23 protein-coding genes and 1 tRNA gene are annotated in these 23,674 nt (G+C 65.3%); 8 read left to right on the forward strand and 16 right to left on the reverse strand.

Annotated elements, in window-relative coordinates:
• Window positions 1-4: 4 nt before the first annotated feature.
• The 6 genes from OOJ09_RS15700 to OOJ09_RS15725 form a co-directional block, all read right to left on the reverse strand.
• A complete protein-coding gene (locus OOJ09_RS15700; RefSeq protein ID WP_269906055.1) occupies window positions 5-841 on the reverse strand; it encodes an ATP-binding cassette domain-containing protein in 837 nt (278 codons plus the stop codon).
• Window positions 834-1,712, reverse strand: a complete 879-nt coding sequence (locus tag OOJ09_RS15705) for an ABC transporter ATP-binding protein (RefSeq protein ID WP_269906056.1) — start codon at window positions 1,710-1,712, stop codon at window positions 834-836. The genes OOJ09_RS15700 and OOJ09_RS15705 overlap by 8 nt, the downstream gene beginning before the upstream one ends.
• Complete coding sequence (locus tag OOJ09_RS15710; protein WP_091584502.1) at window positions 1,709-2,557, reverse strand: ABC transporter permease; 849 nt, start codon at window positions 2,555-2,557, stop codon at window positions 1,709-1,711. Before OOJ09_RS15710 ends, OOJ09_RS15705 begins: the two co-directional genes overlap by 4 nt.
• Complete coding sequence (locus tag OOJ09_RS15715) at window positions 2,550-3,557, reverse strand: ABC transporter permease (protein WP_256749011.1); 1,008 nt, start codon at window positions 3,555-3,557, stop codon at window positions 2,550-2,552. Before OOJ09_RS15715 ends, OOJ09_RS15710 begins: the two co-directional genes overlap by 8 nt.
• A gap of 90 nt (window positions 3,558-3,647) precedes the next feature.
• Window positions 3,648-5,177, reverse strand: a complete 1,530-nt coding sequence (locus OOJ09_RS15720; protein WP_269906057.1) for an ABC transporter substrate-binding protein — start codon at window positions 5,175-5,177, stop codon at window positions 3,648-3,650.
• A gap of 131 nt (window positions 5,178-5,308) precedes the next feature.
• On the reverse strand, window positions 5,309-6,883 hold the full coding sequence (locus OOJ09_RS15725; RefSeq protein WP_269906058.1) for a phytoene desaturase family protein: 1,575 nt from the start codon (window positions 6,881-6,883) through the stop codon (window positions 5,309-5,311).
• A gap of 119 nt (window positions 6,884-7,002) precedes the next feature.
• Here OOJ09_RS15725 and OOJ09_RS15730 point away from each other — a divergent pair, with 119 nt between their 5' ends.
• The 5 genes from OOJ09_RS15730 (at window position 7,003) to OOJ09_RS15750 (ending at window position 13,702) form a co-directional block, all read left to right on the forward strand.
• Complete coding sequence (locus tag OOJ09_RS15730; RefSeq protein ID WP_091584595.1) at window positions 7,003-7,794, forward strand: cyclase family protein; 792 nt, start codon at window positions 7,003-7,005, stop codon at window positions 7,792-7,794.
• 78 nt (window positions 7,795-7,872) lie between these two features.
• Window positions 7,873-9,444, forward strand: a complete 1,572-nt coding sequence (locus OOJ09_RS15735; RefSeq protein WP_269906059.1) for a phytoene desaturase family protein — start codon at window positions 7,873-7,875, stop codon at window positions 9,442-9,444.
• Window positions 9,444-9,926: a MarR family winged helix-turn-helix transcriptional regulator gene (locus OOJ09_RS15740; RefSeq protein WP_269906060.1), complete on the forward strand. Its 483-nt coding sequence runs from the start codon at window positions 9,444-9,446 to the stop codon at window positions 9,924-9,926. The genes OOJ09_RS15735 and OOJ09_RS15740 overlap by 1 nt, the downstream gene beginning before the upstream one ends.
• 46 nt (window positions 9,927-9,972) lie before the next feature.
• Complete coding sequence (locus tag OOJ09_RS15745) at window positions 9,973-12,126, forward strand: indolepyruvate ferredoxin oxidoreductase subunit alpha (RefSeq protein WP_269906061.1); 2,154 nt, start codon at window positions 9,973-9,975, stop codon at window positions 12,124-12,126.
• Window positions 12,119-13,702, forward strand: a complete 1,584-nt coding sequence (locus tag OOJ09_RS15750; RefSeq protein ID WP_269906062.1) for an indolepyruvate oxidoreductase subunit beta family protein — start codon at window positions 12,119-12,121, stop codon at window positions 13,700-13,702. Before OOJ09_RS15745 ends, OOJ09_RS15750 begins: the two co-directional genes overlap by 8 nt.
• A gap of 251 nt (window positions 13,703-13,953) precedes the next feature.
• On the opposite strand, the gene OOJ09_RS15755 is transcribed toward OOJ09_RS15750, so the two are convergent.
• The 7 genes from OOJ09_RS15755 to OOJ09_RS15785 form a co-directional block, all read right to left on the reverse strand.
• On the reverse strand, window positions 13,954-14,238 hold the full coding sequence (locus tag OOJ09_RS15755) for a GCG_CRPN prefix-to-repeats domain-containing protein (protein ID WP_269906063.1): 285 nt from the start codon (window positions 14,236-14,238) through the stop codon (window positions 13,954-13,956).
• A gap of 108 nt (window positions 14,239-14,346) precedes the next feature.
• Window positions 14,347-14,796, reverse strand: a complete 450-nt coding sequence (locus OOJ09_RS15760; RefSeq protein WP_420107515.1) for a periplasmic heavy metal sensor — start codon at window positions 14,794-14,796, stop codon at window positions 14,347-14,349.
• 2 nt (window positions 14,797-14,798) lie between these two features.
• Entirely contained in the window at window positions 14,799-15,251 is a 453-nt protein-coding gene (locus tag OOJ09_RS15765; RefSeq protein WP_269906065.1) for a hypothetical protein, read from the reverse strand.
• Between the two features lie 119 nt (window positions 15,252-15,370).
• Complete coding sequence (locus tag OOJ09_RS15770; RefSeq protein ID WP_269906066.1) at window positions 15,371-15,913, reverse strand: RNA polymerase sigma factor; 543 nt, start codon at window positions 15,911-15,913, stop codon at window positions 15,371-15,373.
• Window positions 15,914-15,958: 45 nt separating this feature from the next.
• The gene (locus OOJ09_RS15775) at window positions 15,959-16,426 is read right to left on the reverse strand and encodes an EF-hand domain-containing protein (protein ID WP_269906067.1); all 468 of its coding nucleotides are present in this window, start codon (window positions 16,424-16,426) and stop codon (window positions 15,959-15,961) included.
• A gap of 217 nt (window positions 16,427-16,643) precedes the next feature.
• Complete coding sequence (locus tag OOJ09_RS15780) at window positions 16,644-16,832, reverse strand: YodC family protein (RefSeq protein ID WP_091584531.1); 189 nt, start codon at window positions 16,830-16,832, stop codon at window positions 16,644-16,646.
• Between the two features lie 153 nt (window positions 16,833-16,985).
• Window positions 16,986-17,061 (reverse strand) — tRNA-Thr (locus OOJ09_RS15785).
• Window positions 17,062-17,394: 333 nt separating this feature from the next.
• Here OOJ09_RS15785 and OOJ09_RS15790 point away from each other — a divergent pair.
• Complete coding sequence (locus tag OOJ09_RS15790; RefSeq protein ID WP_269906068.1) at window positions 17,395-18,534, forward strand: hypothetical protein; 1,140 nt, start codon at window positions 17,395-17,397, stop codon at window positions 18,532-18,534.
• 26 nt (window positions 18,535-18,560) lie between these two features.
• Here OOJ09_RS15790 and OOJ09_RS15795 read toward each other — a convergent pair whose 3' ends face one another.
• On the reverse strand, window positions 18,561-20,162 hold the full coding sequence (locus tag OOJ09_RS15795; protein ID WP_269906069.1) for a cisplatin damage response ATP-dependent DNA ligase: 1,602 nt from the start codon (window positions 20,160-20,162) through the stop codon (window positions 18,561-18,563).
• A 4-nt stretch (window positions 20,163-20,166) separates the two neighbouring features.
• Window positions 20,167-21,174: a ligase-associated DNA damage response exonuclease gene (locus OOJ09_RS15800; RefSeq protein ID WP_269906070.1), complete on the reverse strand. Its 1,008-nt coding sequence runs from the start codon at window positions 21,172-21,174 to the stop codon at window positions 20,167-20,169.
• A 107-nt stretch (window positions 21,175-21,281) separates the two neighbouring features.
• On the opposite strand from OOJ09_RS15800, the gene OOJ09_RS15805 reads away from it, so the two are divergent.
• Both OOJ09_RS15805 and OOJ09_RS15810 read left to right on the forward strand, forming a co-directional pair.
• Entirely contained in the window at window positions 21,282-22,199 is a 918-nt protein-coding gene (locus tag OOJ09_RS15805) for a class I SAM-dependent DNA methyltransferase (RefSeq protein WP_269906071.1), read from the forward strand.
• A gap of 122 nt (window positions 22,200-22,321) precedes the next feature.
• Complete coding sequence (locus tag OOJ09_RS15810; protein WP_269906072.1) at window positions 22,322-22,681, forward strand: hypothetical protein; 360 nt, start codon at window positions 22,322-22,324, stop codon at window positions 22,679-22,681.
• A gap of 44 nt (window positions 22,682-22,725) precedes the next feature.
• Here OOJ09_RS15810 and OOJ09_RS15815 read toward each other — a convergent pair whose 3' ends face one another.
• Window positions 22,726-23,667 carry a 2-hydroxyacid dehydrogenase gene (locus OOJ09_RS15815; RefSeq protein WP_269906073.1) on the reverse strand — a complete coding sequence of 314 codons (942 nt, stop codon included), beginning with the start codon at window positions 23,665-23,667 and terminating at the stop codon, window positions 22,726-22,728.
• Window positions 23,668-23,674 lie beyond the last annotated feature (7 nt).

The following is a 23,674-nucleotide window of genomic DNA, read 5'->3' on the forward strand; positions in this document are numbered from 1 at the left end:
GCATTCATGTCGGGTCCCTGGCAGCAGGCGGGATGTCCAGCCAGCCAGCATCGATTTCCGGCAGCGGGATGGCTGAGATCAGGTCGCGCGTGTAGCTTTGCCGCGGGTTTTCGAACAACGCGTCGGTGGCGCTCGCCTCGACGATCATGCCTTCGCGCATGACGATCACTTGCCGGCACAGCCGCCGGATCACCGAAAGGTCGTGGCTGATGAAGGCGACGGTCAGGCCCATCTCCGCCGCCAGCTTCTCCAGAAGGGTGAGGATCTGCGCCTGCGTCGACACGTCGAGCCCCGAGACGATCTCATCGGCCAGCACGAATTTCGGCGCCAGCGCCAGCGCCCGCGCAATGCCGACGCGCTGGCGCTGGCCTCCCGACAGTTCGTGGCGGTAGCGGCTGGCGAAGCTCTGCGGCAGGCCGACGCGCTGCAACGCCTCGGCGACGCGTGCCCTGAGATTGTCGCCAAGGCCGTTCTGCTTGAGGGGCGCTGCGATGATGCTGGCAATGGTGCGACGCGGGTTGAGCGACGACATCGGATCCTGGAAGATCATCTGCAGGTTGCGGCGCAGCGGCCGCAGCTCCGCCTCCGGCAGATGGGTGATGTCGCGGCCGTCGAAGGTGACGCTGCCGGCGCTGGGCTCCAGCAGGCGCACCAGGGCGCGGCCGAGCGTCGATTTTCCCGATCCGGACTCGCCGACGATGCCGGTCACCGACCCTTTCGGCAGGTCGAAATCCAGGCCTTTCAGGATTTCGGCCAATGGCGCGCGGCCGATCAGCGGCTTGCGCGTCATGTCGGGCAGCGCGACCTTCAGCCCGCGCACGGAAAACAGCGGCTCAGCCATGCGGTCGCCTCCAGCCCTGGTCGGCGGAAGCGATCTCGGCGGCAAGCCCGGCCAGTACCGTTTCGTCCACTGGCTTCAGCGAAGCGAGCGGGTCGGCGTAGCGCGGCGTGGCGGCCATCAGTGCTCGCGTATAGGGGTGCCGCGGTGCGGCGAAGAGAGCAGCCGTTTCGGCCTCTTCCACCACCTTGCCGGCATAGAGCACCGACACTTTCTGGCTGATCTTGGCGACGACGCCGAGATCATGGGTGACAAACAGGATCGCGGTGCCATGCTCGCGCTGCAACTGTGCGATCAGCCGCAGGATCTGCTTCTGCACGGTGACGTCTAGCGCCGTGGTCGGTTCGTCGGCGACGATCAGCCGTGGCTCGGCGGCGAAGGCTGCCGCGATCAGCACGCGCTGGCGCATGCCGCCCGAAAGCTCGTGCGGATAGCTTTTCAGCACGCGGTCGGGGTCGCGGATCTGCACCTCGTCCAGCAATTGGCGGATGCGCTGATCGGCCTTCTCGCCACTCCAGCCGAGAATGCGCACCAGCCGGTCGGTCATCTGCGGGCCGATGCGGCGCGATGGATTGAGCGCGGTCAGCGGATCCTGCGGGATCAGAGCCGTGCGGGCGCCAATCAGCGTGCGGCGCGCCTTGGGCTGCAATTTGCCGAGGTCTTCGCCTTCAAGCAGCATGTCGCCTTCGACAATGCGCACGCTCGAAGGCAAGACGCCGAGCACCGCCTTGCCGATCATCGTCTTGCCGGCGCCGCTCTCGCCGACCAGCGCACGCACCTCGCCGGGCTGAACCGCGAGCGATACCGAGCGCAGCACGCGCTGGCCGTTGGGCAACACGGCGCTCAAATCCCTGATGTCGAGGCAAGCGCTCATCGCAGCACCGGGTCGAAGCGCGCCTTCAGCCCTTCGCCGAACTGGCTGAACGACAGCACGGTAAGGATCAGCGTGATCAGCGGGAATACCAGCACCCACCAGGCCTGATGGATCGACAGCCGACCCTCGGCGATGATGCCGCCCCATGTCGGATCATCGGTCGAGATCGACAGGTTGACGAAGGACAGGATCGCCTCGACGATGACGGCGATGCCCATTTCCAGCGACAGCAACGCGACGATCGACGGCACCACATTGGGCAGCACTTCGCGCAGCATGATGCCGATGCGGCCATAGCCGGCGATGCGGGCATTCTCGACATAGTCCATGCGCGACTGGCCCATGGTCTCGGCGCGGATCACCCGGCAAAAGCGCGTCCAGTCGATGACGGCGATGGCGATGATGACGGAACTTAGACCGGTGCCGAGCACGGCGACCAGGAGGATGGCGAACAACACCGGCGGAAACGCCATCCAGACATCGACGATGCGCGAGATGATGCGGTCGGCCCAGCCGCCGAAATAGCCGGCGACCAGCCCAAGCGTCGAGCCGACCAGGCATGCGGCGGTGGCTGCCGCGAAAGCGACGATGAAGGCGATGCGGGCGCCGAAGATCAGCCGGGACAGGAGATCGCGGCCGAGACTGTCGGTGCCGAGCCAGTAGCCGGGTTCGGCGCCGCTCATCCAGAACGGCGGCAGCCGCTCGAGCATCAGGTCCTGCGCCAGCGGGTCCTGCGGCGCGACCAGTGGCGCGAAGATCGCGGCAAGCAGTGCGAGCAGCAGCCAGCCGCCGGCCAACCACAGTTTCGCGCCCGAGCCATGTCTTGAAATGCGGCCGTCATCCATGGCGCAACCTCGGATTGAGCAGCGCATACATCATGTCAACGATGAGGTTGATCAGCACGAACAACAGCGCGAAGACCAGCACGATGCCCTGGATCAGCGGCAGGTCGCGGTTGATGACGGCATCGATCGCCATGTTGCCGAGGCCTTCATAGGAGAACAGCCGCTCGACGATGACCGTGCCGCCGATGAGGAAGGTGAATTGTACCCCGACCAGGGTCAGCGTCGGCAGCGCGGCGTTCTTCAACGCCTCGCGCAGGATGACCTGCGTTTCCGAAAAACCCTTCACCCGCGCCAGCACGACATAGTCGAGGTCGAGCACTTCCTTCAGCGACTGTTTCAACAGCTGCGCGATGATCGCCGCCAGCGGCAGCGCCAGCGCGACCGCCGGCATCAGCATGTGCTTCAAGAGATCCCAGGTCAGGTCAAAGCGCAGCCGAAGCAAGCTCTCGAACAGATAGAACTGGGTGACGAAGGGCAGGTCGAGCTGTGGCGACACCCGCCCGGAAATGTCGAAGACAGGGATCAGCACGCCGAACAGGAGGATCAGCACCAGGCCCCACAGGAAGTCGGGAATGGAAAGGGCGGTGCCACTGGCGATATCGATGCCGGCTTCGACAGCCGTGCCGCGTTCGCGGGCACCGAGGATGGCCGTCGTACCGCCGATCGCCACCGCCATGATGAGCGCGACGATGGCGAGTTCGAGCGTCGCCGGCAGCCGGTTGAAGACCAGCCCCAGCACGTCCTGTCGCAGCGAGATCGAGGTGCCGAAATCGCCCCTGACGACGCCGGACAGCCAGATGAAGAATTGCTGCAGGATGGTCTTGTCGAGACCATAAAGCGCGCGCAACCGGGCGATGTCGGCATCCGTCGCGCCGGGCGGCAACATCATCGCGATCGGGTCGCCGGGCGCGACGCGGATCACCACGAAGACGACGACGGCCACGCCGAACAGCGTGACCAGCATCGTCAGAAGGCGGATCAGGAATCTTTGCAGGAGCATGTAAATCTTTGCAGGAGCCCGCGGGCTCGTATGCCTGATGGAAAATGCGCGCCGTCGCTGTCGACGGCGCGCGGCAATCCCGGGCCGATATCAGGCCGGGGTCATCAGGGCCGGCAGCAGCGCGCCGGACACGTGCTGGACCACATTGACGCCCTTGGCATGCACGATCGGTTGCGCATACTGCATCAGCGGCAGCACATAGGCTTGCTCGGCGATGTATTTGTCGACCGCCTTCCAGCCGGCAATGCGCTTGGCCTCGTCCTTCTCGCCCCACAGCGGGTTGATCATGTCGATCAGGTCCTGGCTGTCCCACACCGAATGCGGGCTCGGGCCGTACATGGCAAAGCCGGTCGAGGTGGTCGGGTCGCCGATGGCGTTGCCCCAATTGTAGAAGGCGGCCGGCGCCAGCTTGTCGGCGGCGCGCAGCTCGTAGTGCTTGGCGATCTCGTAGACCTCGATCGTCGCCTCGATGCCGACCTTGCGCCACATGCCGACGATCGCCTGGATCATCTCATAGTCCTTGGGCTTGAAGCCCTTGGTCGTCTGGATGGTGAACTTGACCGGCTTTTCCGGCGAATAGCCGGAGGCGGCCAGCAATTCCTTGGCCTTTTCCGGATTGTGCTCGACCTTGATCGACGCATCGTAAGCCGTGTATTCCGGCGTCTCCAGTGTATCGATGGGCTGGCCGTAGCCGCGCAGCAGGCGGTCGACGAGCAGCTTCTTGTCGATCGACATCACCGCAGCCTGGCGGACATTCTTGTCCAGCATCGCCTCGATGTCGTTGAAGAAGATCATGCCGATGTCGGAAACGTTCTTGCACGAGCCGGCAAGACCGTCCTTGGCGATCAGCCGGTCATACTCTTCATAGGGAATTTCGAGCGTCACCTGCGAGGAACCGGATTCGATCTCGGCGACGCGGCTCGCCGCATCGGTGACGAACTTGATCGTCACATTCTCGAAGGCCGGCTTGCCGCCCCAGTAGGTCGGGTTGGCCTTGAGCCGCAGGAAGGCGTTGCGCTCGAACTTCTCGACCATGTAGGGACCGGTGCCGATCGGCGCCTTCTCGAAGCCTTCGGCGCCGACCTTCTCGTAATACGCCTTGGGCAGGATGTAGCCGGTCAGGAACGACATCCATTTGAAATACACCGGGTCGAACTGCACGACGTCGCCGGTGATCTTGTTGCCGTCGATCTTGAAGTTGTTGACGTTCTTCCACACGAACTGGATCGGGTTGCCGGTCTTTTCGTCACCCGCCCGCTGCAGCGACCAGACCACGTCTTCGGCCGTGAACGGCGAACCGTCATGCCAGGTCACGCCTTCGCGCACCGTCATCATGATCTTGGTGCGGTCGTCGTTCCAGCCCCACTCGGTCAGCAGGCCCGGTGCGAAGGACAGGTCCGGCTTCTGCGGGATGAACTGGTCGAACACCGACTGGTAGAGGCCCTGGATCGTCGGGTTGACCGCCGAAGGTCCGGTGGTCGGATCCCAGGACGGCAGGTTGACGTTGTAGGCGATGGTCAGTTCGCCTGCTGCCGCCTTGGCGATCCGCGGCAGGCCGACGGCGGCCACCCCGAGTGCCGCGGCACTGTATCCGAGCAATTCGCGTCTGTTGATTGTCATGGTCGTTCCCCTTGTTGGTTGTATTTTCTTTGCGCGGCAATGTCAGTTCATTGGTTCAGGCTCCTTGGGCAGCAGCGCCTTGCCCTCCTTCACCTCTAGAAATCTTCGGCACCTCTAGAAATCTTCGGCTCCTACCTCCCGCCAAGCTGTTGCGCGAGCATGTAGCCCGAAGCCGCGCCGGTGCCGGCGCCCGGCCACGTCGCGGCACCCGTGAGATGCAGATGCGCCACCGGCGTATTCCAGCCGGCGAAACCGCGCGCCGGGCGAAACAGGAAATTCTGCGCCAGATGATGGCTGCCGCAGACCTGGTCGCCGCCGACGAGGTTCGGGTTCTCGCGTTCCAGGTCTATGGGCGAAAACACCGCGCGGCCCAGGATCTTCCTTCGCAGGCCAGGCGCGTAGCTTTCGATGATGTCGAGGACGCGGTCGGCGTAGCGGTCCTTGACCTTGTCCCAGTGGTCCGGCGCGACCTTGCCGGCGGCGTCGCCGAGGATCTCGGCGGGCAGCATGCGCACCTGCACCCACAGCACATGCTTGCCTTCAGGCGCGCGAGACGGATCGATCGCGGTCGGCTGGCCGACGACCAGCACCGGCTCGTCCGGAAGCATGCCTGCCATCGCCTGCTGATAGGTCCGCGACATCGCGTCGAGCGATGGCGACAGATGCACATAGGCGAACTGCCGAAGCTCGGCGCCGGCGCGCCAGTCCGGCAGATCGTCGAGCGCCAGATGGATCATCATCGTCCCCGGCGCGTGGCGGAATTCCTGCATCGCCGTGTCGAAGCCGGCGTCGCCGGAACCGTTGGGCAGCAACGTGCCGGTCAGCGCCTTTGGCGCAACGCCGGCGATGACCGCCTTGGTGGCGGTATGCGTCTCGCCGGTAGCGAGCCGCACGCCGGTCGCCTTGCCGGCGGAAACGGTGATCTCGGCCACTTCAGCTCCGGTGACGATCTTGCCGCCGGCGGCCGTGACCATCCCCGACAAGGCGCGGATGATGGTATCGGCGCCGCCCTTGCCCAGCACCATGCCAAAACTCTGGTTGGCCATCGATTCCAGATAGGGGAACACGGCGCCGCCGGCGATGTCGGGTGCGAAGTCGAGATGCATGCCCCAGGTGGCGAGCGTTGCCCTGACATGCGCGGACTCGAAATTCTCCTCCAGCCAGGCACGTGGCGACGACAGCAGCAATCGCCCGGTGTCGAGCGCGCCGGCAGTACCTTTCTTGCGCCACAGGTTCCACGCGGTGCCGGCCAGCGCGCGGGCGCTCATCGGCGAGCCCAGCAGCCGGAACAGATGCTCGGCCTCCGCCGGGAAGGCGGCGACCAGCCTGCGCCATGTCGCGGCATCGGCTTCTGAGAAGGCGGCCATGCGCGCAGCGGTCTTTTCGAGATCGCTGCTGACGCCGAACCAGCGGCCGTCCGGAAAGGCGCTGGCGAAACAGTCGGCGACAGGCGCGAACTCCAACCCCCGCGCTTTCAATTCATTTGCATATTTCCGATGGAAGGCCGAGCCGGCAAACAGGCTCAGATTCATCGCGCCGAAGTCATGGCGGAAGCCGGGAAGGGTGAATTCGCGGGTCTGGACGGCGCCGCCGATTGTTGCGCTGCGCTCGAAAATCCCGGTTTTCCAGCCTTTGAGCGCCAAATGCGCGGCGCATGCCAGACTGTTGTGGCCCGCCCCGACAAAGATGGCGTCGAACTCGCTCACGCCCCGTTCCCATTTCCTTTATGCTTAAAGATAATTGCAGATGCATATGTTTTCGTCTAGTAGGATATTAAGGGCCGCGACGAGCCTTGATCATCACCACGAAAGAGGGAACAGAGACCATGGACACCCAAAAACTCCTCGGCGAAGTCGCCGGCCAGCTTCTTTCAGGCGCCATCAAGGTGGTCGACCTGTCGGCACCGCTCGGGCCCGACACCCCGTTGATCAAGCTGCCGCCGGAACTCGCCGTCGACACGCCGAAGGTCGAGATCCACACCATCTCCGCCTATGACAAGAACGGTCCGTGGTGGGCGTGGAACTGGCTGAAGCTCGGCGAGCATTCGGGCACGCATTTCGACGCGCCCAAGCACTGGATCACCGGCAAGGACTATCCGGACGGCGCCACCGATACCATTCCGGCGCAGAACTTCGTCGGCCCGGTCAATGTCATCGACTGTTCGAAGGAAGCCGCCGCCGATCATGACTTCCTGCTCACCGTCGACCACATCAAGGCTTGGGAAGCCAAGCATGGCGCCATCAATGCCGGCGAGTGGGTGGTGATGCGTACCGACTGGTACAAGCGCAACGGTTCGGAAGCCGAATTCCTCAATGCCAACGAGACCGGTCCGCACACGCCCGGCCCGACGGCCGAAGCCATCCAGTACCTGATCAGCAAGAACATCAAGGGCTGGGGTAGCGAGACCATCGGCACCGACGCCGGCAAGGCCGGCGGCATGGAGCCGCCATTCCCGGCGCACAGCCTGATGCACAAGGCCAACCGCTACGGGCTTGCCAGCCTGTGCAACCTCGACCAGCTGCCGCCGAAGGGTGCGATCCTGATCGCGGCGCCGCTCAAGATCGAGCATGGCACCGGCAGCCCGATCCGCGCGCTGGCGCTCGTCTCGAAAGCATGATCGCGCCAAGGCGAGGGCCGGTTTTGCAAGAGATCGTGCCCAAGCTGGATGACACACGCTGAACGAAGGCAGATCAAGGTGAGTCAGCCGGATCACATCATCGTCGGCAGCGGCATCAACGCGCTGGTCTGCGCGGCGATGCTCGGCGGCAAGGGCGCCAAGGTGCTCGTCCTCGAGCGCAACGACCGCATCGGCGGCTGCGTGCGCACCGAGGAGATCACCGCGCCCGGCTTCATCCATGACGTGATGGCGACCACCTTTGTGCTTTTCATCACCTCGCCGGCCTTTGCAGCGTTGGGCGCCGACCTCGCCCGGCACGGGCTGGAGTTCTGCCACACGAGCACGCCGACCGGCGTGCTGCGGCCAGACGGCAGCCATGCCGTGCTCGGCACCGACCGTGCCGCCAACATTGCCGCCCTGAACGCGATCGCGGCGGGTGACGGCGACCGGCACGCTAGCGATGTCGGCGGCATCGAACGCAATGCCGGCCTGCTGTTCGGCCTGCTCGGCGGCAGCCTTTGGTCCTACCCGACGGCGAAGCTGCTGGCGGGCGAAGCCTGGCGGCGAAAGCCGCGCGATCTCGCCGCCTTTCTCGGCGAAGCCCTGGTGCCGGCGCGCGGCTGGCTGGAAAGCACCTACCGGTCGGAGACCATCCGCGCGCTATGGGCGCCTTGGGTGCTGCATGCCGGCCTTGGGCCGGAAGATGCTTTCTCCGGCCAGATCGCCAAGGTCATCGCCTTTGCGCTGGAAGCCGCCGGCGCGCCGATCGTCAAGGGCGGCGCGAAGAACCTGCTGTCGGCCTTCGAGGCGCTGATCACCGAGCGCGGCGGCGTCATTTCCACCGAAGCGGACGTTGCCTCCATCATCCTGACCGGAGGCCGCGCCACCGGCGTTCGGCTGGCGTCGGGCGAAACGGTCCACGCGAAGAAGAGCATCATCTGCTCGGTGACGCCGACGCAGCTCTACGGTCGGCTGCTCGGCAGCGAGGCTCCCAGGGACGATGTCGAGGCGACGCGGAAATACCGCTACGGCAAGGGCAATTTCCAGATCCACTACGCCCTCGACAAGCCGCCGGCATGGCGGGGCGAAGGACTGGACAAGGTGGCCTTGCTGCACCTGACGCCCGGACTGGATGGCGTGTCGAAGGCCTGCAACGAGGCGGCGCGCGGCATGCTGCCGGAGGTGCCGACCATCTGTGTCGGCCAGCCGCATGCGCTTGATCCCTCACGCTGCCCGCAGGGCAAGGCGATCCTGTGGCTGCAGCTCCCCGAGGCGCCCCGGCATATCAAGGGCGACGCCGCCGGCAGGCTGCAGGCACCCGCTGACGGGCAATGGACCGAAGCGCTGCGCGAGGCCTATGCCGATCGTGTCGAAGCGATCCTCGCCAACCATATCGACGGCTTCAAGGGCAGTGTGATTGCGCGCCGCGCCTATTCTCCGGCTGATCTGGAAGCGATGAACATCAATCTGGTCGGCGGCGACCCCTATGGCGGCTCGTCGACCCTCGACCAGTCGTTCCTGTGGCGGCCGTTCAAGGCCAGCCGCAACCACCAGACCGGCATCAAGGGCCTTTACCACATCGGCGCCTCGACCCATCCGGGCGCCGGCCTGGGCGGCGGCTCCGGCTTTCTCCTGGCGGGGAGGCTGTGATGGAACAGAAGGTCGCGGAAAGGCGCCAGCGCATCTCGACCCTGGGGCAGATCGGCCTGCAACAATTCGCGCCCTATCTGATGAACCGCATCATGGGTCGCTACAACGCCACCTTGCGCGACGATTTTCGCAAGCAGGGCCTGACCATTCCGCAGGTGCGCACGCTTGCCGTGCTGTCAGTCACCGACGGCGTCACCGTCAACGACCTCTCGGTCTATACGGTCATCGAGCAGTCGACCTTGAGCCGGACGCTCGACACGCTGGAGGGGCAAGGGTTTGTGCGGCGCGAGCAAGGGGTCACCGACAGCCGTATCCGCCATGTGTTCCTGACCGACGATGGCCGCGCCGAGTTCGCGCGCGCCTGGCCGGCCATGCATGACGCGTTCGAGGCGATGTTCGACGATGTCGACGATGCCGAATACGCGGCGCTGATCGCGACGCTGCAGAAGATGCTGAAGAACATTCGCAAGCACGACATCTAGATGTACGCACCGCCGGCGCGCCCGGCGGTAACGGAAGGAGGCCGACATGGCCGAACGGTCTTTTGCCAAGGAAGTCGAGAAGCTCCGGCTCGGCGCCGGCGAGGAGTTTGCCGGTGAAGGCATCCTCGCCATCACCAAGGCGCTGCTGCAATGCGGCGTCGGCTATGTCGGCGGCTACCAGGGCGCGCCGATCAGCCATCTTATGGACGTGCTGGCCGACGCGCAGGACATCCTGGGCGAGCTCGGCGTGCATTTCGAGGCGAGCGCCTCGGAAGCGACCGCCACCGCCATGCTGGCGGCCTCGGTGCATTACCCGATCCGCGGTGCGGCAACCTTCAAGTCGACCGTCGGCACCAATGTCGCCTCCGATGCGCTCGCCAATCTCGCATCTGGCGGCGTCACCGGCGGCGCGCTGATCATTGTCGGCGAGGATTATGGCGAGGGCTCCTCGATCATGCAGGAGCGCAGCCATGCCTTCGCCATGAAGAGCCAGGTCTGGCTGCTCGATCCGCGCCCGAACCTGCCGTCGATCGTCAAGGCAGTGGAGGACGGTTTCGAGCTGTCCGAGATTTCCAACACGCCGGTGATGCTGCAGGTGCGCATCCGCTGCTGCCACGTGCATGGCCATTTCATCGCCAAGGACAACAAGCGGCCGCCGATGACGGTGGCCGATGCGCTCGACGCGCCGCGCCGCGACACCGGCCGCATCGTGCTGCCGCCCGCCTCCTTCCTGCACGAGAAGGAAAAGGTGCAGAAGCGCTGGCCGGCGGCGGTGGATTTCATCCGCAAGAACCGGATCAACGAATTCTTCGGCTCGGATCATGGCTCGGTCGGCATCGTCATGCAGGGCGGCATGTACAATTCGGTCATCCGCGCGCTGCAGCGTCTCGGCCTTGCCGACACCTACGGCGACACCGACGTGCCGCTCTACGTGCTCAACGCCGTCTATCCCCTGGTCGACGACGAGTTCCTGTCCTTCTGCGAGGGCCAGCAGTCGGTGCTCGTCGTCGAGGAAGGCCAGCCCAACTACATCGAGCAGGCCTTTGCTTCGATGCTGCACAAGGCCGGGCGCGGCACCAGGCTGGTCGGCAAGGAGCATCTGCCGATGGCCGGCGAATATACCGGCCAGGTCATGCTCGACGGCATCGGCGCTTTCTTGCGGGCTGAAGCACCGCATCTGCTGCCGGGCGAGGTGCGCGCCCCCAACAAGGTTGGCGATGGCGTCGACACCGCGGACCTGATCAACGTGGTTCCCGGCCGCCCGCCGGGTTTCTGCGTCGGCTGCCCGGAGCGGCCGATCTTTGCCGCCACCAAGCTGGTCGAGCAGGAGCTCGGCAAGCACCACATCGCCTCCGACATCGGCTGTCATCTGTTCTCGATCATGCCGCCTTTCGAACTCGGCGCCACCACCATGGGCTACGGGCTGGGGCCGGCTTCCGCCTCGGCGTTCAATTCGCCGGACGCCCGGCACCGCTCGATCTCCTTCGTCGGCGATGGCGGCTTCTGGCACAACGGCCTGACCTCCTCGATCGGCAATGCGGTGTTCAACAAGAACGACGGCGTCATCGTCATCGTCGACAACTTCTACTCGGCCGCCACGGGCGGGCAGGACATTCTCTCATCCCGCGCCGGCAACAAGACCAAGTCGACGAAGCATCCGATCACCGAGGCGGTGAAAGGCATGGGCGTCAAATGGCTGCGCCATGTCGACCGTACTTATGACGTGACCAGGATGCAGGACACTTTGCGCGAGGCGCTGACCACCGACGAGAAGGGACCGAAGGTCATCGTCGCCTCGTCCGAATGCATGCTCAACCGGCAGCGCCGCGAAAAGCCGCTGGTCGACAAGGCGATCAGGGGCGGCGAGCGGGTGGTGAAACCGAAGTTCGGCGTCGACGAGGACATCTGCACCGGCGACCACGCCTGCATGCGGCTGTCCGGCTGCCCCTCGCTGTCGGTGAAGTCGCTCGACGATCCGCTGCGCGACGATCCGGTGGCGCATATCGACCAGAGCTGCGTCGGCTGCGGCAATTGCGGCGAGGTCGCCGATGCGGCGGTGCTCTGCCCGTCCTTCTATCGCGCCGACGTCGTGCACAATCCGAGCCGCTGGGACCGCTTTCTCGAAGCGGCACGGCGCGCTGCCATCAGCCTCTTGCAGCGCCGCCGCGAAAGCCGGCGCCTGACCTTCGCCGATGCTTGACGCTGTCCCTCCATTTCGCTCGCGCGCCGGCGCTCAGGGTGACGAGCGCGTCATCAAGCTTGCCGTGCTGGCGGTCGGTGGCCAGGGCGGCGGCGTGCTGGCCGACTGGATCACCGACGTCGCCGAGCGCAATGGCTATGTCGCGCAATCGACCTCGGTCGCCGGCGTCGCCCAGCGCACCGGCGCCACCATCTACTATGTCGAGATGGCACGCGACACCGGCCGGTTGCCGGTCTTCGCCCTGTCACCCTCGCAAGGCGATGTCGACATCCTGATCGCGGCGGAATTGATGGAAGCCGGCCGCGCCATCATCCGCGGCTTCGTCACGCCCGAGCGCACCACGCTGATCGCTTCGTCGCACCGCATCGCCGCCGTGTCGGAAAAGATCGAGCCGGGTGACGGCCGGGCCTCGTCCTCCAAGGTGCATGCGACGGCGGAGGCCGCATCGAAGCGCTTCATCGCTTTCGACATGGAAAAGATCGCCGCCGACAACGGCTCGATGATCTCGGCCAGCCTGCTTGGCGCGCTGGCGGGGTCCGACGCGCTGCCGTTCTCTCGTGAGAGCTACGAGCAGGCGATCGGTGCCGGTGGCCGGGGCGTCAGGGCCAGCCTTGCCGCCTTCGGCGCCGCCCACGATCGCGCGCGCGGCACGGCGGTGCCGGCGCAAAAGGAGGCAAAGCCGAAAGCCGTCGTGCCCGGGCTTGATGCGGCCGGGAATGTCAGTGGTCCGGAAAGTCTGCTGAAAGGCTGGCAGGCCTTGGCCACCCGTGTCGGCGCCCTGCCGGAGCCTCTGCGCGACATGGCGCTTCGCGGCTTGAAAAAGGTCGTCGACTATCAGGACATCGCCTATGGTGACGAGTATCTCGACCGTCTGGACCGCGCCGTCGCGCTGGACAGCGCCGACCATGGCTATGCGCTGTCGATCGCGGCCGCGAAGCATCTGGCCAACGCCCTGTGCTACGACGACATGATCCGCGTTGCCGACCTGAAGACGCGCTCGACGCGCGACAGGCGGGTGCGCCGCGAGGTCGGCGTCAGGGACGGCTCGATCCTGCAGGTGACCGAATATTTCCATCCGCGCATCGAGGAGTTTTGCGGCACGCTGCCGGCAAGCCTGGGCAGCTACATCGAGAACCGGCCGAAGCTCGCCGCGTTCCTCGACCGCCGCATCAACCACGGCCGCCGCATCCGCACCGACAGTTTCGCCGGCTTTGCCGCGCTGTGGTTCATCGGCGGCCTGCGCCGCTGGCGCCGCCGCCTGCTGCGCCACAAGGTCGAGATCGCCCATCTCGACCGCTGGTATGCGCTGGCGCTCGGCTATGTGCCCGCTGACTACGCGCTGGCCGTCGAGATCCTCAACTGCCGCCGGCTTATCAAGGGCTACAGCGACACCCATGTCCGCGCGCAATCGAAATTCGACCGGGTGCTGTCGGCGCTCGATCTGGTCAAGGGCCGCACGGACGCCGCCGACTGGATCCGGCGCCTGCGCGAGATGGCGCTGAAGGACGAGAAGGGCGACATGCTCGACGGCGCTCTGAAGACGGTGGCGTCGCTCGACGACAACACAGCCCGCTAGCGTCGTGCCGCTCTTCAGCCGTCACGCGAGAAGATCCCGTATCGGCTTCACCGCGTTGGACTCGGGAAACACTTTGTCGCCGGAGCAGAGCCGGCTTCAAGCCCGGCCAGTCGGCGATGGCGCGGCCGCCCTTGATCGCGCCATCGGCCAGCAACACCACGGTGCCGGGTGCCATTGATCTGGGCCGTGCGTTTAAACTCGAGACCAACGAGCAAGGTGGCGGGCCGGCGCGGTGGCCGGCCCGCGCATTCTCACCAGCGATGCCAGCGGTGCCAGTGACGGTGCGGATGCCAGACATAGAAGGTCGGCCCATGCCGATAGTGGTAACGAGGGTAGACCACCACACGGTTGGGGACGCAGCGTCCCCAGGGATTGGGATGCCAGCCAGGCCCGCAGCCCCAGGCGACATGCTCGACCAGCGCCGGCGCGGCAGGGGCGAGCGGCACCATCGGCATTGCCGAGGATGCCGCAACCGTCGCAACGGTTCCGGTCACCGCGAGAGCGGCGGCGATCGCGTATTTTGTCAGACGATTCATGTCATGCTCCGAGTGTTTCCGAGGTTGAAAACCTGTTCGAACCACACAGGTCCGGCAGGTCTGCCCTTCTCCCGGTTAAACGGCGGCGTTGGCATTTTCCGTCGCTCGTCACGGCGATTTCTTTGGCGTGGCGGACGGTTGCTGGCCGCCGCGCCGCATCAGTCCCTCCGCCAGTGCACGACGACCCTCGGCGGAGCCAGCCGCCGCGTACTCGACGATGCGCTGTTCCAGCCGCGCGCGGACGGTGACGTCGGCATTGCGGGCCCGCTCCAGCGCCGCCGACAGGGCGGTCGTGTCCAGAACCGGCTGTTGCAGCAGGTCCGCTGCTTCCCGCCTTGCCTGCTGTCCGTCGAGAATGACCTGACGCGACTCACGGCGAACTTCGCGCAGGGCCTTGCGGAATGTCGTGCGATCCTGCTCGGGAAGCCGGCCACCGGCCGCCTCCAGGAAATAGCCCTGGCCCGACTTGCCGTTTCGGATCCAGACGGCACCGCCTGCAAGCGCCCCAGCCAGGAAGACGTTGAGCACCAGCGACGCGATGATGAGGTTGCGGCTCATGCTCATAGGTCTTCCTCGATCGTGTCGCCGTCGGGCCCGGCATCGCCGAACGCCGTCGCATTGGCATCCAGGACATAATGATCGGGCTGGACTTCGGGCGTGACGACGGTCACCAGGGCCAGTCCGGCGACGGCGCCGGCCAGACCAATAGCGGCAAGCGCCAGCCCCATCCGCCAGAACAGCCGACGCCGGCGCTGAACGAGGTGCCGGCCGGCGGCCTGCAGGATGCTGCCGTGCAAGGCCTTGCCGGGCGCCTCGACGGCATAGCTGTCCAGCTGCGCGTCAAGATTTCCGGCGTGCCTCAAGATGGCCTCGCCCGTCTCGCTTGGGGCAAAGGTCGCGCCTGCCATCCGTTCGGCCTCCGGCCATCGCCGCAAGTCACTGCCATAGGCTGCGGCCAGGGCCGCAAAGCGCCTGGCATCCATTGCCGGTTCGTCCTCGGTGTCTTCAGCCATCTGTTTTCCCCTTGCCCGTTGGTGCCGCGTCCCAGTGCGGTGTCGGAACGGCGGCAGCCGACCACCAGGCAGCGGCCGCAAGGCGGGATGAACGCCGCGCGGTCATGGTCGCCCGGTTCTCACCCATCGGCGCCATCCCTGGCCAGGATTACCTGCAGCGACCGCCGGCCGCGCGAAAGCAGGCTCTCCAGGGCGTCGACGCTGATTTGCAAGGTCGCTGCCGCCTCGATGTTGGACATCTCCTGATAATAGACCAGGATGATCGCCTCGCGCTGGCGCGGCGCTATGCCTTGCATTGCCCGTTCGACCCGCTGCGCGTCTTCCCGCGGATGGGAATCGGGAAGCGCTGCGGGATCGGCCACGTCCGGCACATCGTCGGTTACCCATTCGCGCCTGCGGCGCAGCCGGTCGTAGCAGAGGTTTAGCGTCACCCGGTGGACCCAGGTGTCGAAACGCGCATTGCCACGCCGCCAGCTCGAAGCATGGCGCCAGATCCGCACGAAGGCTTCCTGCGCGACATCCTCGGCCTCCGCCGCATCGCCGAGCATGCGCGCGGCCAGCGCCAGGATGCGCGGCAGCTTGCGCGCAACCAGGCTTTGCACGGCTGCCGGGTCGCCGGCGCCGACACGGCGAACCAGCTCCTCGTCCGGATCGGCGCTCATCAGTTGGCGCACTCCTGATGGTCATCGCGCGTCATTGCCTCTTGGTCATTGCCCCTGTTTGGGAGCGGTTTTATGGCCTGGCATTTCATCGGCCGTCAGAACGCCGTCGGCATTCTTGTCCAGCTTGGCAAAGCGCTTGGCGAAGAACGCATCGAGTTCGGCGCGGTCAATGAAGCCGTCATGGTTGGAATCGATACGGGCGAAGGATTTGGCGGGGTCGCCCTTGCCGGTGCGTTTGGCCTGGAAGGCTGTCCATTCCGCCAGGCTGATCTTGCCGTCGCCGTCGGTGTCGGCCGCCAGGATCGCCTTCTCGCGCCGCTTCTGGAATTTGGCCAGCGTGATCTCAGACCTCGCCGGGGCAGCCGGCGCGGCAGCCGGCGGCGTTGGGGCGGCAGCCGGCGGCGTGGGGGCGGTGGTCGGCGGCGTCGGGGCAGGGAGCTGTGTCGTTGTCTGGGCGAGAGCCGCAACGGTCTGCAGGCTCAAGGCAGCGGCAAGTATCGAACGGCGGATCATGCTTTGCGTCTCCGGTTGGCGCGGTACCGACGGCTTGTGCCGTGGTCACGCTTCCACCGTTAAACGCCGCGACGAGCGAAATCCGTCGGTCGCGCCTGCTGATCCTTTCACGCGGCCGGACGCGCCGCTTCCGCGCGAGTTCCGCCGGCCGCCGCGATGACGCGCGTCAAACCCGGCGCCTCGCCTTTGCTCTCAGCCGAGGCCGCGTCGCTGTGGCCTAGTTTGATTGGTCGGCCACCACCAGCTGCTCGGGCTTGAACGCGGCATGTTGCGGGGTCCACACCTCGCCTTCGCGATTGAACCAGTGGCACAGATACATGCCAGAGGCCGCGCCATCGCTTACCGTCATCCTGGGGCCTCCGGACTTCAACTTGACGATGTCCCCGGTCCTGAAACTGTTGGACATTTTCGACCTCCCATTCTGAGGACCCGAGTTTCACACCAAACCGGGGGTCTCGACAATGGCGGATGACCTTCGCCGGCGTCGCGATCCTTTGCTCCAGCAGCGGCGGGAATGCTCGATGCGGCACGCGACGAGATGACAGGAATGGAAGGGAAATGGTGCCGCTTGCGTGACTCGAACACGCGACCCCCGCATTACGAATGCGGTGCTCTACCAACTGAGCTAAAGCGGCCCCGGGAAGCCAAGGCCTCCAGGATGGGCTGGGTGATAGACTCAACCGGCCGCGAATTCAAGATGCGACTTGCCATTTCATGCGGGGTGTCGTGCCGCCGTCGAAAGCCGGCCGCCGCACCCTCGCCAATTGGTCGCGAAGGGATGGCTCGGCAGGATTGATATCTCCATGCGCGGGAAATTAGATGAAACATGCTGATTTCGTTGTCGGATCACTGCCGGAATGGACTTTGCACACCTCGGCAAGGCAGAATGCGCCGCTCGCCCGTTGATTGATTGGTCGCCTGCGGCTAACGATCATGGCAAGGTTGGGCAAACGTGCAGAGGGACCCGCTTGGACGCGATCGAAAAAGCGATCCGGAACGCCTTGGAGAAGGGCAATGCCGAGGACCGCGCGTTCCGCGAAAAGGTCTATCGATCGGCTTTCGCCGCGCTCGACCGCGCGCTCCAGGCCAACCCTGGTGTAACAGTCGAGGTCGCCATCAATCGCCGCAAGTCGATACAGGCGAAAATCACCGAAATCGAATCCGAGTACCTGCCGGCGGTGCCGGATGTCGCGCCGCGGGGCGATGCCCCGGCGGTCGAGCTTGCGGCCGATGCCGCACCCACGGTCGAGACTGGCCGGGCGGCGCCATCGCCTGCTGTCGACGGACCTGTGCAATCCGGCTCCGATGCGCCGCACTTGCGCGTGCTGCCCGTCGTTCCCGACATCATGCCGGACACGACTCTTCCCGGCGTGCCGGCCATCGACATGTCGGCGCCGGCCTCGGCGCAAGCCGCGGCCGAAGTGGCGCCCGATCGCGATGAACGGCGCATAAGGGGGCGTCGCCTGCCGCTGACCGGCATCTTCCTCGGCGTGACGCTGCTTGCCGCAATTGGCATCGGCCTGTTCTTCGCCATGCAGACCGGCGTGTTCAAGACGCCGGCGCAACTCGACACCGCGCCGCCGCAAGCGCCGCCGACGGTCGAGGACGACGATTTCACGCCAGCCGATGGCGAAACCGGACCGGCAAAGCCGGGTGCGGCGGACCAGTCGCGTGACTGGATCAATGTGTTCTCGCCGACCGACCCGACGCATGTCAGCGCCCCGTCGGATGCCAAGGCCGAGGTGATGAAGGACGACACCGGGTCGTTCCTGCGCATCCAGTCCGGCGCCTCCGGTTCGGCGATCAGCTTCGATGTCGGGCAAGGCGTGCTGGAGAAGCTCGCCGGCAAGCATGCCGTGTTCGACATCATCGCCCGTTCCGAAGAAGGCAAGGAGACGCAGATGTCCGTCGACTGCAATTTCGGCGAACTCGGCGACTGCGGCCGCAAGCGCTATGCGGTCGGCCAGCAGCAGAACGAATATCTGTTCGACGTGAAGTTTCCCGACAAGCACCCGGGCTCGGCCGGCACGATCGCCATCAATTCCGATTTCGACAAGCAGGGCAAGGCCGCGGACATCTACGAAATCCGCGTTTCGGTTGAGCCGTAAGAGCATCCGGTGCCGGACGAAGTGGACTAGCGGTCGAGCAGCGCCCGCAGCGTCTCGATACGGTCGGCCTCGTTGGCCGGCTTGTCCCAGCGCAGCCGCGAAATGCGGGGGAAGCGCATGGCGACGCCGGATTTGTGCCGGGTCGAGCGGTTGAGCCCCTCGAAGGCGACTTCCAGCACGAGGCCGTTGTCGCGGTCGGCCCGCACCGAACGCACCGGTCCGAAGCGTTCGATGGTGTTGTCGCGGACATATTTGTCGATCTGCTTCAGCTCCTCATCGGTGAAGCCGAAATAGGCCTTGCCGACCGGCACCAGTTCCTCCTCGCCTTCCCCGCCGGACCAGACGCCGAACGTGTAGTCCGAGTAGAAACTCGAGCGCTTGCCATGGCCGCGTTGGGCGTACATCAGCACCGCATCCACCGTGTGCGGATCGCGTTTCCACTTGAACCAGGGACCTTTCGGCCGGCCGGCGACATAAGGTGAGTCCCAGCGCTTCAGCATCACGCCTTCGATGACCGGGTGCGGCGGCGCCCGGCGCAGGTCCTCCAGCGCTTGCCAATCCTCGAACTGGACGAACGGCGAAAGATCGAAGCGGCTCGGATCGAGCGTCTGCACGAAGGTTTCGAGACGGCCGCGCCGCTCGCGAAACGGCAAGGCGCGCAGATCCTCGTCGCCGATCTGCAGCAAATCGTAGCAGCGCATGAACGCCGGGTACTGTTGCTGCATCTTCGCGGTCACCGTCTTGCGGTTCAGCCGCTGCTGCAGATCCGAGAAGGTTCCCGTCGTCTCTCGGGGATCGCCGACCAGCAGTTCGCCGTCGAGGACAGCGGAAAAATGCATGGCGTCGGCGAGGTCTGGAAAGGCGCCGGAGACATCGTCGCCGGTGCGCGAATAGAGCCGGCGACTGCCGCCTTCGGCTGCCGCCTGGACACGGATGCCGTCCCATTTCCACTCGGCCGCATAGTCCGCGGGGTCGAGCTTGTCGAGATCGCCATCGCCGACCGGGTTCGACAGCATCACCGGTTTGAACAGCGCCATCGCCGTGCTTTGTGGTTTTTCGGCCTTGCCTTCCAGCCACGCGAACAGTGCCGTGTAAGGCGGCGACAGTCCGTGCCAGAGCTCCTCGATCTCCGCGACATCGACCTTGCCGAAATCCGCCAGAGCCTGTTTGGCAAGCCGCGCCGATACGCCGATCCGCAGGCCCCCGGTGACCAGCTTGATGATGGCAAAGCGCGCCGAGACGCCGGCGCTGTCGAGCAGCCCGGCCAGCACCTTCGGTCCATCGGAGCGGCTTGCCGACTGCAGTTTCCCCACGACCTCGCCAAGCGTCGGCTCACGGTTCGGAATGTGTCCGGGCGATTGCGGCCAGACCAGCGATACCGTTTCTGCGAGATCGCCGACATAGTCGTAGGAATAGCCGAACAGCACCGGGTCCATGCGTTCGCTGACCAAACCACGCAGCATCGCCGGCTTGACCGCGGCTATATTGAGGTCACCGGTGATGGCGGCCAGCGCCAGGCCGCGGTCGGGATCCTCGACGCTGCGGAAATAGTCGGTCAGCAAGGTCAGCTTGCCGTTACGCGACGGTGTCAGCACGAGGCGGTCGAGAAGCTCGGCGAAGCGGTTCATGCCATCAATCGCCCTCGTCCTCATAGCCGACAAGGTGCAATGGCCGGGCGGCTATGCCTTCGAGTTCGCACCAGCGCACCAGCGCTTCCTCGCGGCCATGCGTCACCCAGATCTCCTCGGCTCCGGTCTCCTTGATGGTGCCGGTCAGCTCGTCCCAGTCGGCATGGTCCGAGATGATCAGCGGCAGTTCGACGCCGCCTTGCTTGGCGCGCTGGCGGATGCGCATCCAGCCCGACGCGAAGCAGGATATCGGATCGGGAAAGCGCCGCGCCCAGCGGTCGGCGAAGGCCGACGGCGGGCCAACGACGATGGCGCCGGCGAAATCATCCTTGCCGCCCTCCACCGTTGCCGGTTCGAGCGTCCCGAGGTCGATGCCCTGGCCCTGGTAGTACTCGCTGAGTCTCGCCAGCGCGCCGTGGATGTAGATCGGCCTGTCGTAACCGGCGTCGCGCAACAGCCGCATCACCCGCTGCGCCTTCCCCAACGCATAGGCGCCGACTAGATGCGAGCGCTCGGGGAACTGCGCCGCCGATTTCAGCAGTCGCGCGATCTCCTCGGTGTCGGGCGGATGGCGGAACACCGGCAGGCCGAAGGTTGCCTCGGTGATGAACACGTCGCACCGGATCGGCTCGAATGGCCGACACGTCGCGTCCTTCTGTCGCTTGTAGTCGCCGGAAGCGACGATGCGCGTGCCCTGGTGCTCGACGGCGATCTGCGCCGAGCCCAGCACATGACCGGCCGGATGGAAGCTGACGCTGACGCCGTTGAGGGCAATCGTCTCGCCGAGCCGTGCTGCTTGCGTCGTGTCGGCAAAATGCTCGCCATAGCGCAGGCCCATGATGTCCAGCGTCTGCTGCGTCGCCAGTACCGAGCGGTGGCCGGAACGCGCATGGTCGGAATGGCCGTGCGTGATCAGCGCCCGGTCGACCGGCCGCACCGGGTCGATGAAGAAGTCGCCCGGCGGGCAATAGAGGCCTTCGGGCCGGGGATGAAGCAGGTCTCTGGCGCGCATGTTTCTCCAAGATAGGATATAATTCCGCCACGGGAAGCCTGTTGTCAGAGACTGCTGACTCGCGCATACGGCATCGCCGGCTGCATTTGCCGACAGGACCCATCGCCATGAAACCGCTACAGGCCTCGTCAGGCGACTTGAACGCCGATCGCCGCGCCGATTATGCCGAGATGCTCCACGCGGATGGTGATCATGCGGCGGCGGCGGAATTGCTGCTCGGCGCACTGGAGCTGACGCCACAATGGGCGATGGGCTGGTTTCGCCTCGGCGAAATGCAGCAGGCTGCGGGTGCGCCGGACCTGGCTGCGCAGGCGTGGACGATGTCGCTGCAACTCGATCCGACGGATCGTCAGGGGGCTGCATTGAACCTGCAATTGATCGGCAAGGCGCCGGCCGCCGCCGCGCTCCCCAGTGCCTTCGTCGAGACGCTGTTCGACCACTACGCCGAGAGCTTCGATGAATCACTGGTCGAGAAGCTGGGTTACCGGCTGCCGCAGTTGCTCGATCAGGCCATCCGGACGGCAAGGCCGGGCCGCTTCCCGCTGGCGCTCGATCTCGGCTGCGGCACCGGCCTGATGGGGCAAAGGCTGCGGCCGATCGCCGACCGGCTGGAGGGTTACGACATTTCGGCCAGGATGCTGAAGCAGGCGCGTGCCAAGGGCGTCTACGATTTCCTGGGCAAGGCCGATTTGCGGGATTTTTCCTATGCCGGCCCGAAAGCCAAACTGGTGACGGTGGCCGATGTCTTCATCTATGTCGGCGCGCTGGACGGCGTGGTGAAGACGATTGCCGGCTTGCTGACCGGGGATGGCCTGTTCGCCTTTTCCGTCGAGAAATTGGCCGGCAATGGCGATTTCGTGTTGCTGCCATCGCGTCGCTACGCCCATTCGCAACATCATGTGCGTGAAGTCCTGGCTGCCAACGGGTTTTCGGTCCTGTCGCTGGAAACAACCGTGATCCGGCAGGATCGCCGGGAACCGGTCGAAGGGTTGGTCGTTGTGGCGGGCAGGCTGCCGGCGGGTTGAATGGCAATCTTGTTTCGTCGTCCTCGCAGGCATCGGCGCTGCGAAAAAAGTCTGATTTGCGTGCGCGACTGATATTTGCGATCTGGTCGCATCAGGGCGGGATATCAGGAGGAGCATATCAGATGCGCTGGAACATGATTGTCTTGGCATCTTGCCTGGCGACCGCCGGCTGCGTGGGCAATTCGATGTCCGAGAGGCAGGATGCCAACATACAGTCCTCCCTGCAATATGACAGCGTCCCGTGCGACCAGTTGCTCGCGCAGCGCGACGGATTGGCGCTGCAATACCATCTGTCGGCGGAAGCCAAGCCGACATTCTCCAACCCGGCGATGGGCTTCGGCCCGTTCACGCCTGACATGCGCTCCAAGGCCAAGCGCGATGCCGACCAGGCGACCGGCGAGATCGATGCCATGAACCGGTCGATCGACCGCCGCGACTGCGGCCACCCGGACAAGCAGAAGAAGTTGGCCCTGCCTGGCTAGGGCATGATCCCGAAAAGTGGAATCCGGTTTTCGGACGCGGCGCTCTAATACCCCGCTTTGCGATCCACCAGATTGTCGAGCTTTTCGCCCCGTTCGAAAGCATCCATCTGGCGCAGCATGATCGGCGCCAGGTGAACGGGGTCGGAGGTCGCGGCCGTGTGTGGCGTCACGAACACCTTGGGATGGCTCCACAACGGACTGGTCTTCGGCAGCGGTTCGACCTCGAACACGTCCAGACTCGCTTCCTTCAGCGTGCCGTCATCCAGCGCCCGCAAAATGTCGGCGTCCTTCTGCAGGCGGCCGCGTCCGGCATTGATCAGCACCGAGCCGCCAAGACCGTTGCGTTTCCTCAACTCCTTCAGCACTCCGTAGTTGATGATGCCACGGGTGTCTGGCGTCAGGGGCAGCAGAACCACCAGGATATCGGTCGCCTTGAGGAAAGGGATCAATCCGGCCTCGCCGGAATAGGTCGCAACCCCGTCCATCGGTCGGTCGCCGCGCGACCAGCCATTGACGGCAAAGCCGAGCGACAAGAGCACCGAGGCTGCGGCGCGGCCGAGATTGCCGAGCCCCATGATGCCGACGGAAATGTCGCTGGCCGGCCTCTGCTGCGGCTCATGCCAGATTTTCTTCGGCTGCTGCGACCGGTAGAGCAGGCCCTGGCGATGGTGATCGAGCACCCGCCATACGACATATTCGGTCATGTACTGGGTAAGGTTGTCGGCGACGACCTTGACGATCGGCACATCGGGCAGGCCGGGATCGGCGAAGATATGGTCGACGCCGGCACCGATCGAGAAGATGGCGCGCAGATTGGGCAGCGACGCCAGAATGTTCGGCTTCTGCTTCCACACCACGGCATAGGTGATCGAGGGGTCTCTGGCGCCATCCGGCTCCAGCACCACCTCGCGTTCCGCCGACAACAGTTCGCGCCAGCGCTGCGGATGAAAGCCGGTGACGGCAAGCAAGATACGGCCTTTTTCCATCGCGATC

The organism is Mesorhizobium qingshengii (assembly GCF_027563465.1).
Lineage (GTDB): Bacteria > Pseudomonadota > Alphaproteobacteria > Rhizobiales > Rhizobiaceae > Mesorhizobium > Mesorhizobium qingshengii_A.

Bases quoted from the DNA above. Each gene is read 5' to 3' on its own strand.
- OOJ09_RS15745 (WP_269906061.1), top strand. From the start codon at position 9,973: ATGGCCGAACGGTCTTTTGCCAAGGAAGTCGAGAAGCTCCGGCTCGGC.
- OOJ09_RS15740 (WP_269906060.1), top strand. From the start codon at position 9,444: ATGGAACAGAAGGTCGCGGAAAGGCGCCAGCGCATCTCGACCCTGGGG.
- OOJ09_RS15715 (WP_256749011.1), bottom strand. From the start codon at position 3,557: ATGCTCCTGCAAAGATTCCTGATCCGCCTTCTGACGATGCTGGTCACG.
- OOJ09_RS15730 (WP_091584595.1), top strand. From the start codon at position 7,003: ATGGACACCCAAAAACTCCTCGGCGAAGTCGCCGGCCAGCTTCTTTCA.
- OOJ09_RS15710 (WP_091584502.1), bottom strand. From the start codon at position 2,557: ATGGATGACGGCCGCATTTCAAGACATGGCTCGGGCGCGAAACTGTGG.
- OOJ09_RS15775 (WP_269906067.1), bottom strand. From the start codon at position 16,426: ATGATCCGCCGTTCGATACTTGCCGCTGCCTTGAGCCTGCAGACCGTT.
- OOJ09_RS15815 (WP_269906073.1), bottom strand. From the start codon at position 23,667: ATGGAAAAAGGCCGTATCTTGCTTGCCGTCACCGGCTTTCATCCGCAG.
- OOJ09_RS15810 (WP_269906072.1), top strand. From the start codon at position 22,322: ATGCGCTGGAACATGATTGTCTTGGCATCTTGCCTGGCGACCGCCGGC.
- OOJ09_RS15770 (WP_269906066.1), bottom strand. From the start codon at position 15,913: ATGAGCGCCGATCCGGACGAGGAGCTGGTTCGCCGTGTCGGCGCCGGC.
- OOJ09_RS15720 (WP_269906057.1), bottom strand. From the start codon at position 5,177: ATGACAATCAACAGACGCGAATTGCTCGGATACAGTGCCGCGGCACTC.
- OOJ09_RS15765 (WP_269906065.1), bottom strand. From the start codon at position 15,251: ATGGCTGAAGACACCGAGGACGAACCGGCAATGGATGCCAGGCGCTTT.
- OOJ09_RS15705 (WP_269906056.1), bottom strand. From the start codon at position 1,712: ATGAGCGCTTGCCTCGACATCAGGGATTTGAGCGCCGTGTTGCCCAAC.
- OOJ09_RS15795 (WP_269906069.1), bottom strand. From the start codon at position 20,162: ATGAACCGCTTCGCCGAGCTTCTCGACCGCCTCGTGCTGACACCGTCG.
- OOJ09_RS15760 (WP_420107515.1), bottom strand. From the start codon at position 14,796: ATGAGCCGCAACCTCATCATCGCGTCGCTGGTGCTCAACGTCTTCCTG.
- OOJ09_RS15700 (WP_269906055.1), bottom strand. From the start codon at position 841: ATGGCTGAGCCGCTGTTTTCCGTGCGCGGGCTGAAGGTCGCGCTGCCC.
- OOJ09_RS15755 (WP_269906063.1), bottom strand. From the start codon at position 14,238: ATGAATCGTCTGACAAAATACGCGATCGCCGCCGCTCTCGCGGTGACC.
- OOJ09_RS15750 (WP_269906062.1), top strand. From the start codon at position 12,119: ATGCTTGACGCTGTCCCTCCATTTCGCTCGCGCGCCGGCGCTCAGGGT.
- OOJ09_RS15780 (WP_091584531.1), bottom strand. From the start codon at position 16,832: ATGTCCAACAGTTTCAGGACCGGGGACATCGTCAAGTTGAAGTCCGGA.
- OOJ09_RS15805 (WP_269906071.1), top strand. From the start codon at position 21,282: ATGAAACCGCTACAGGCCTCGTCAGGCGACTTGAACGCCGATCGCCGC.
- OOJ09_RS15800 (WP_269906070.1), bottom strand. From the start codon at position 21,174: ATGCGCGCCAGAGACCTGCTTCATCCCCGGCCCGAAGGCCTCTATTGC.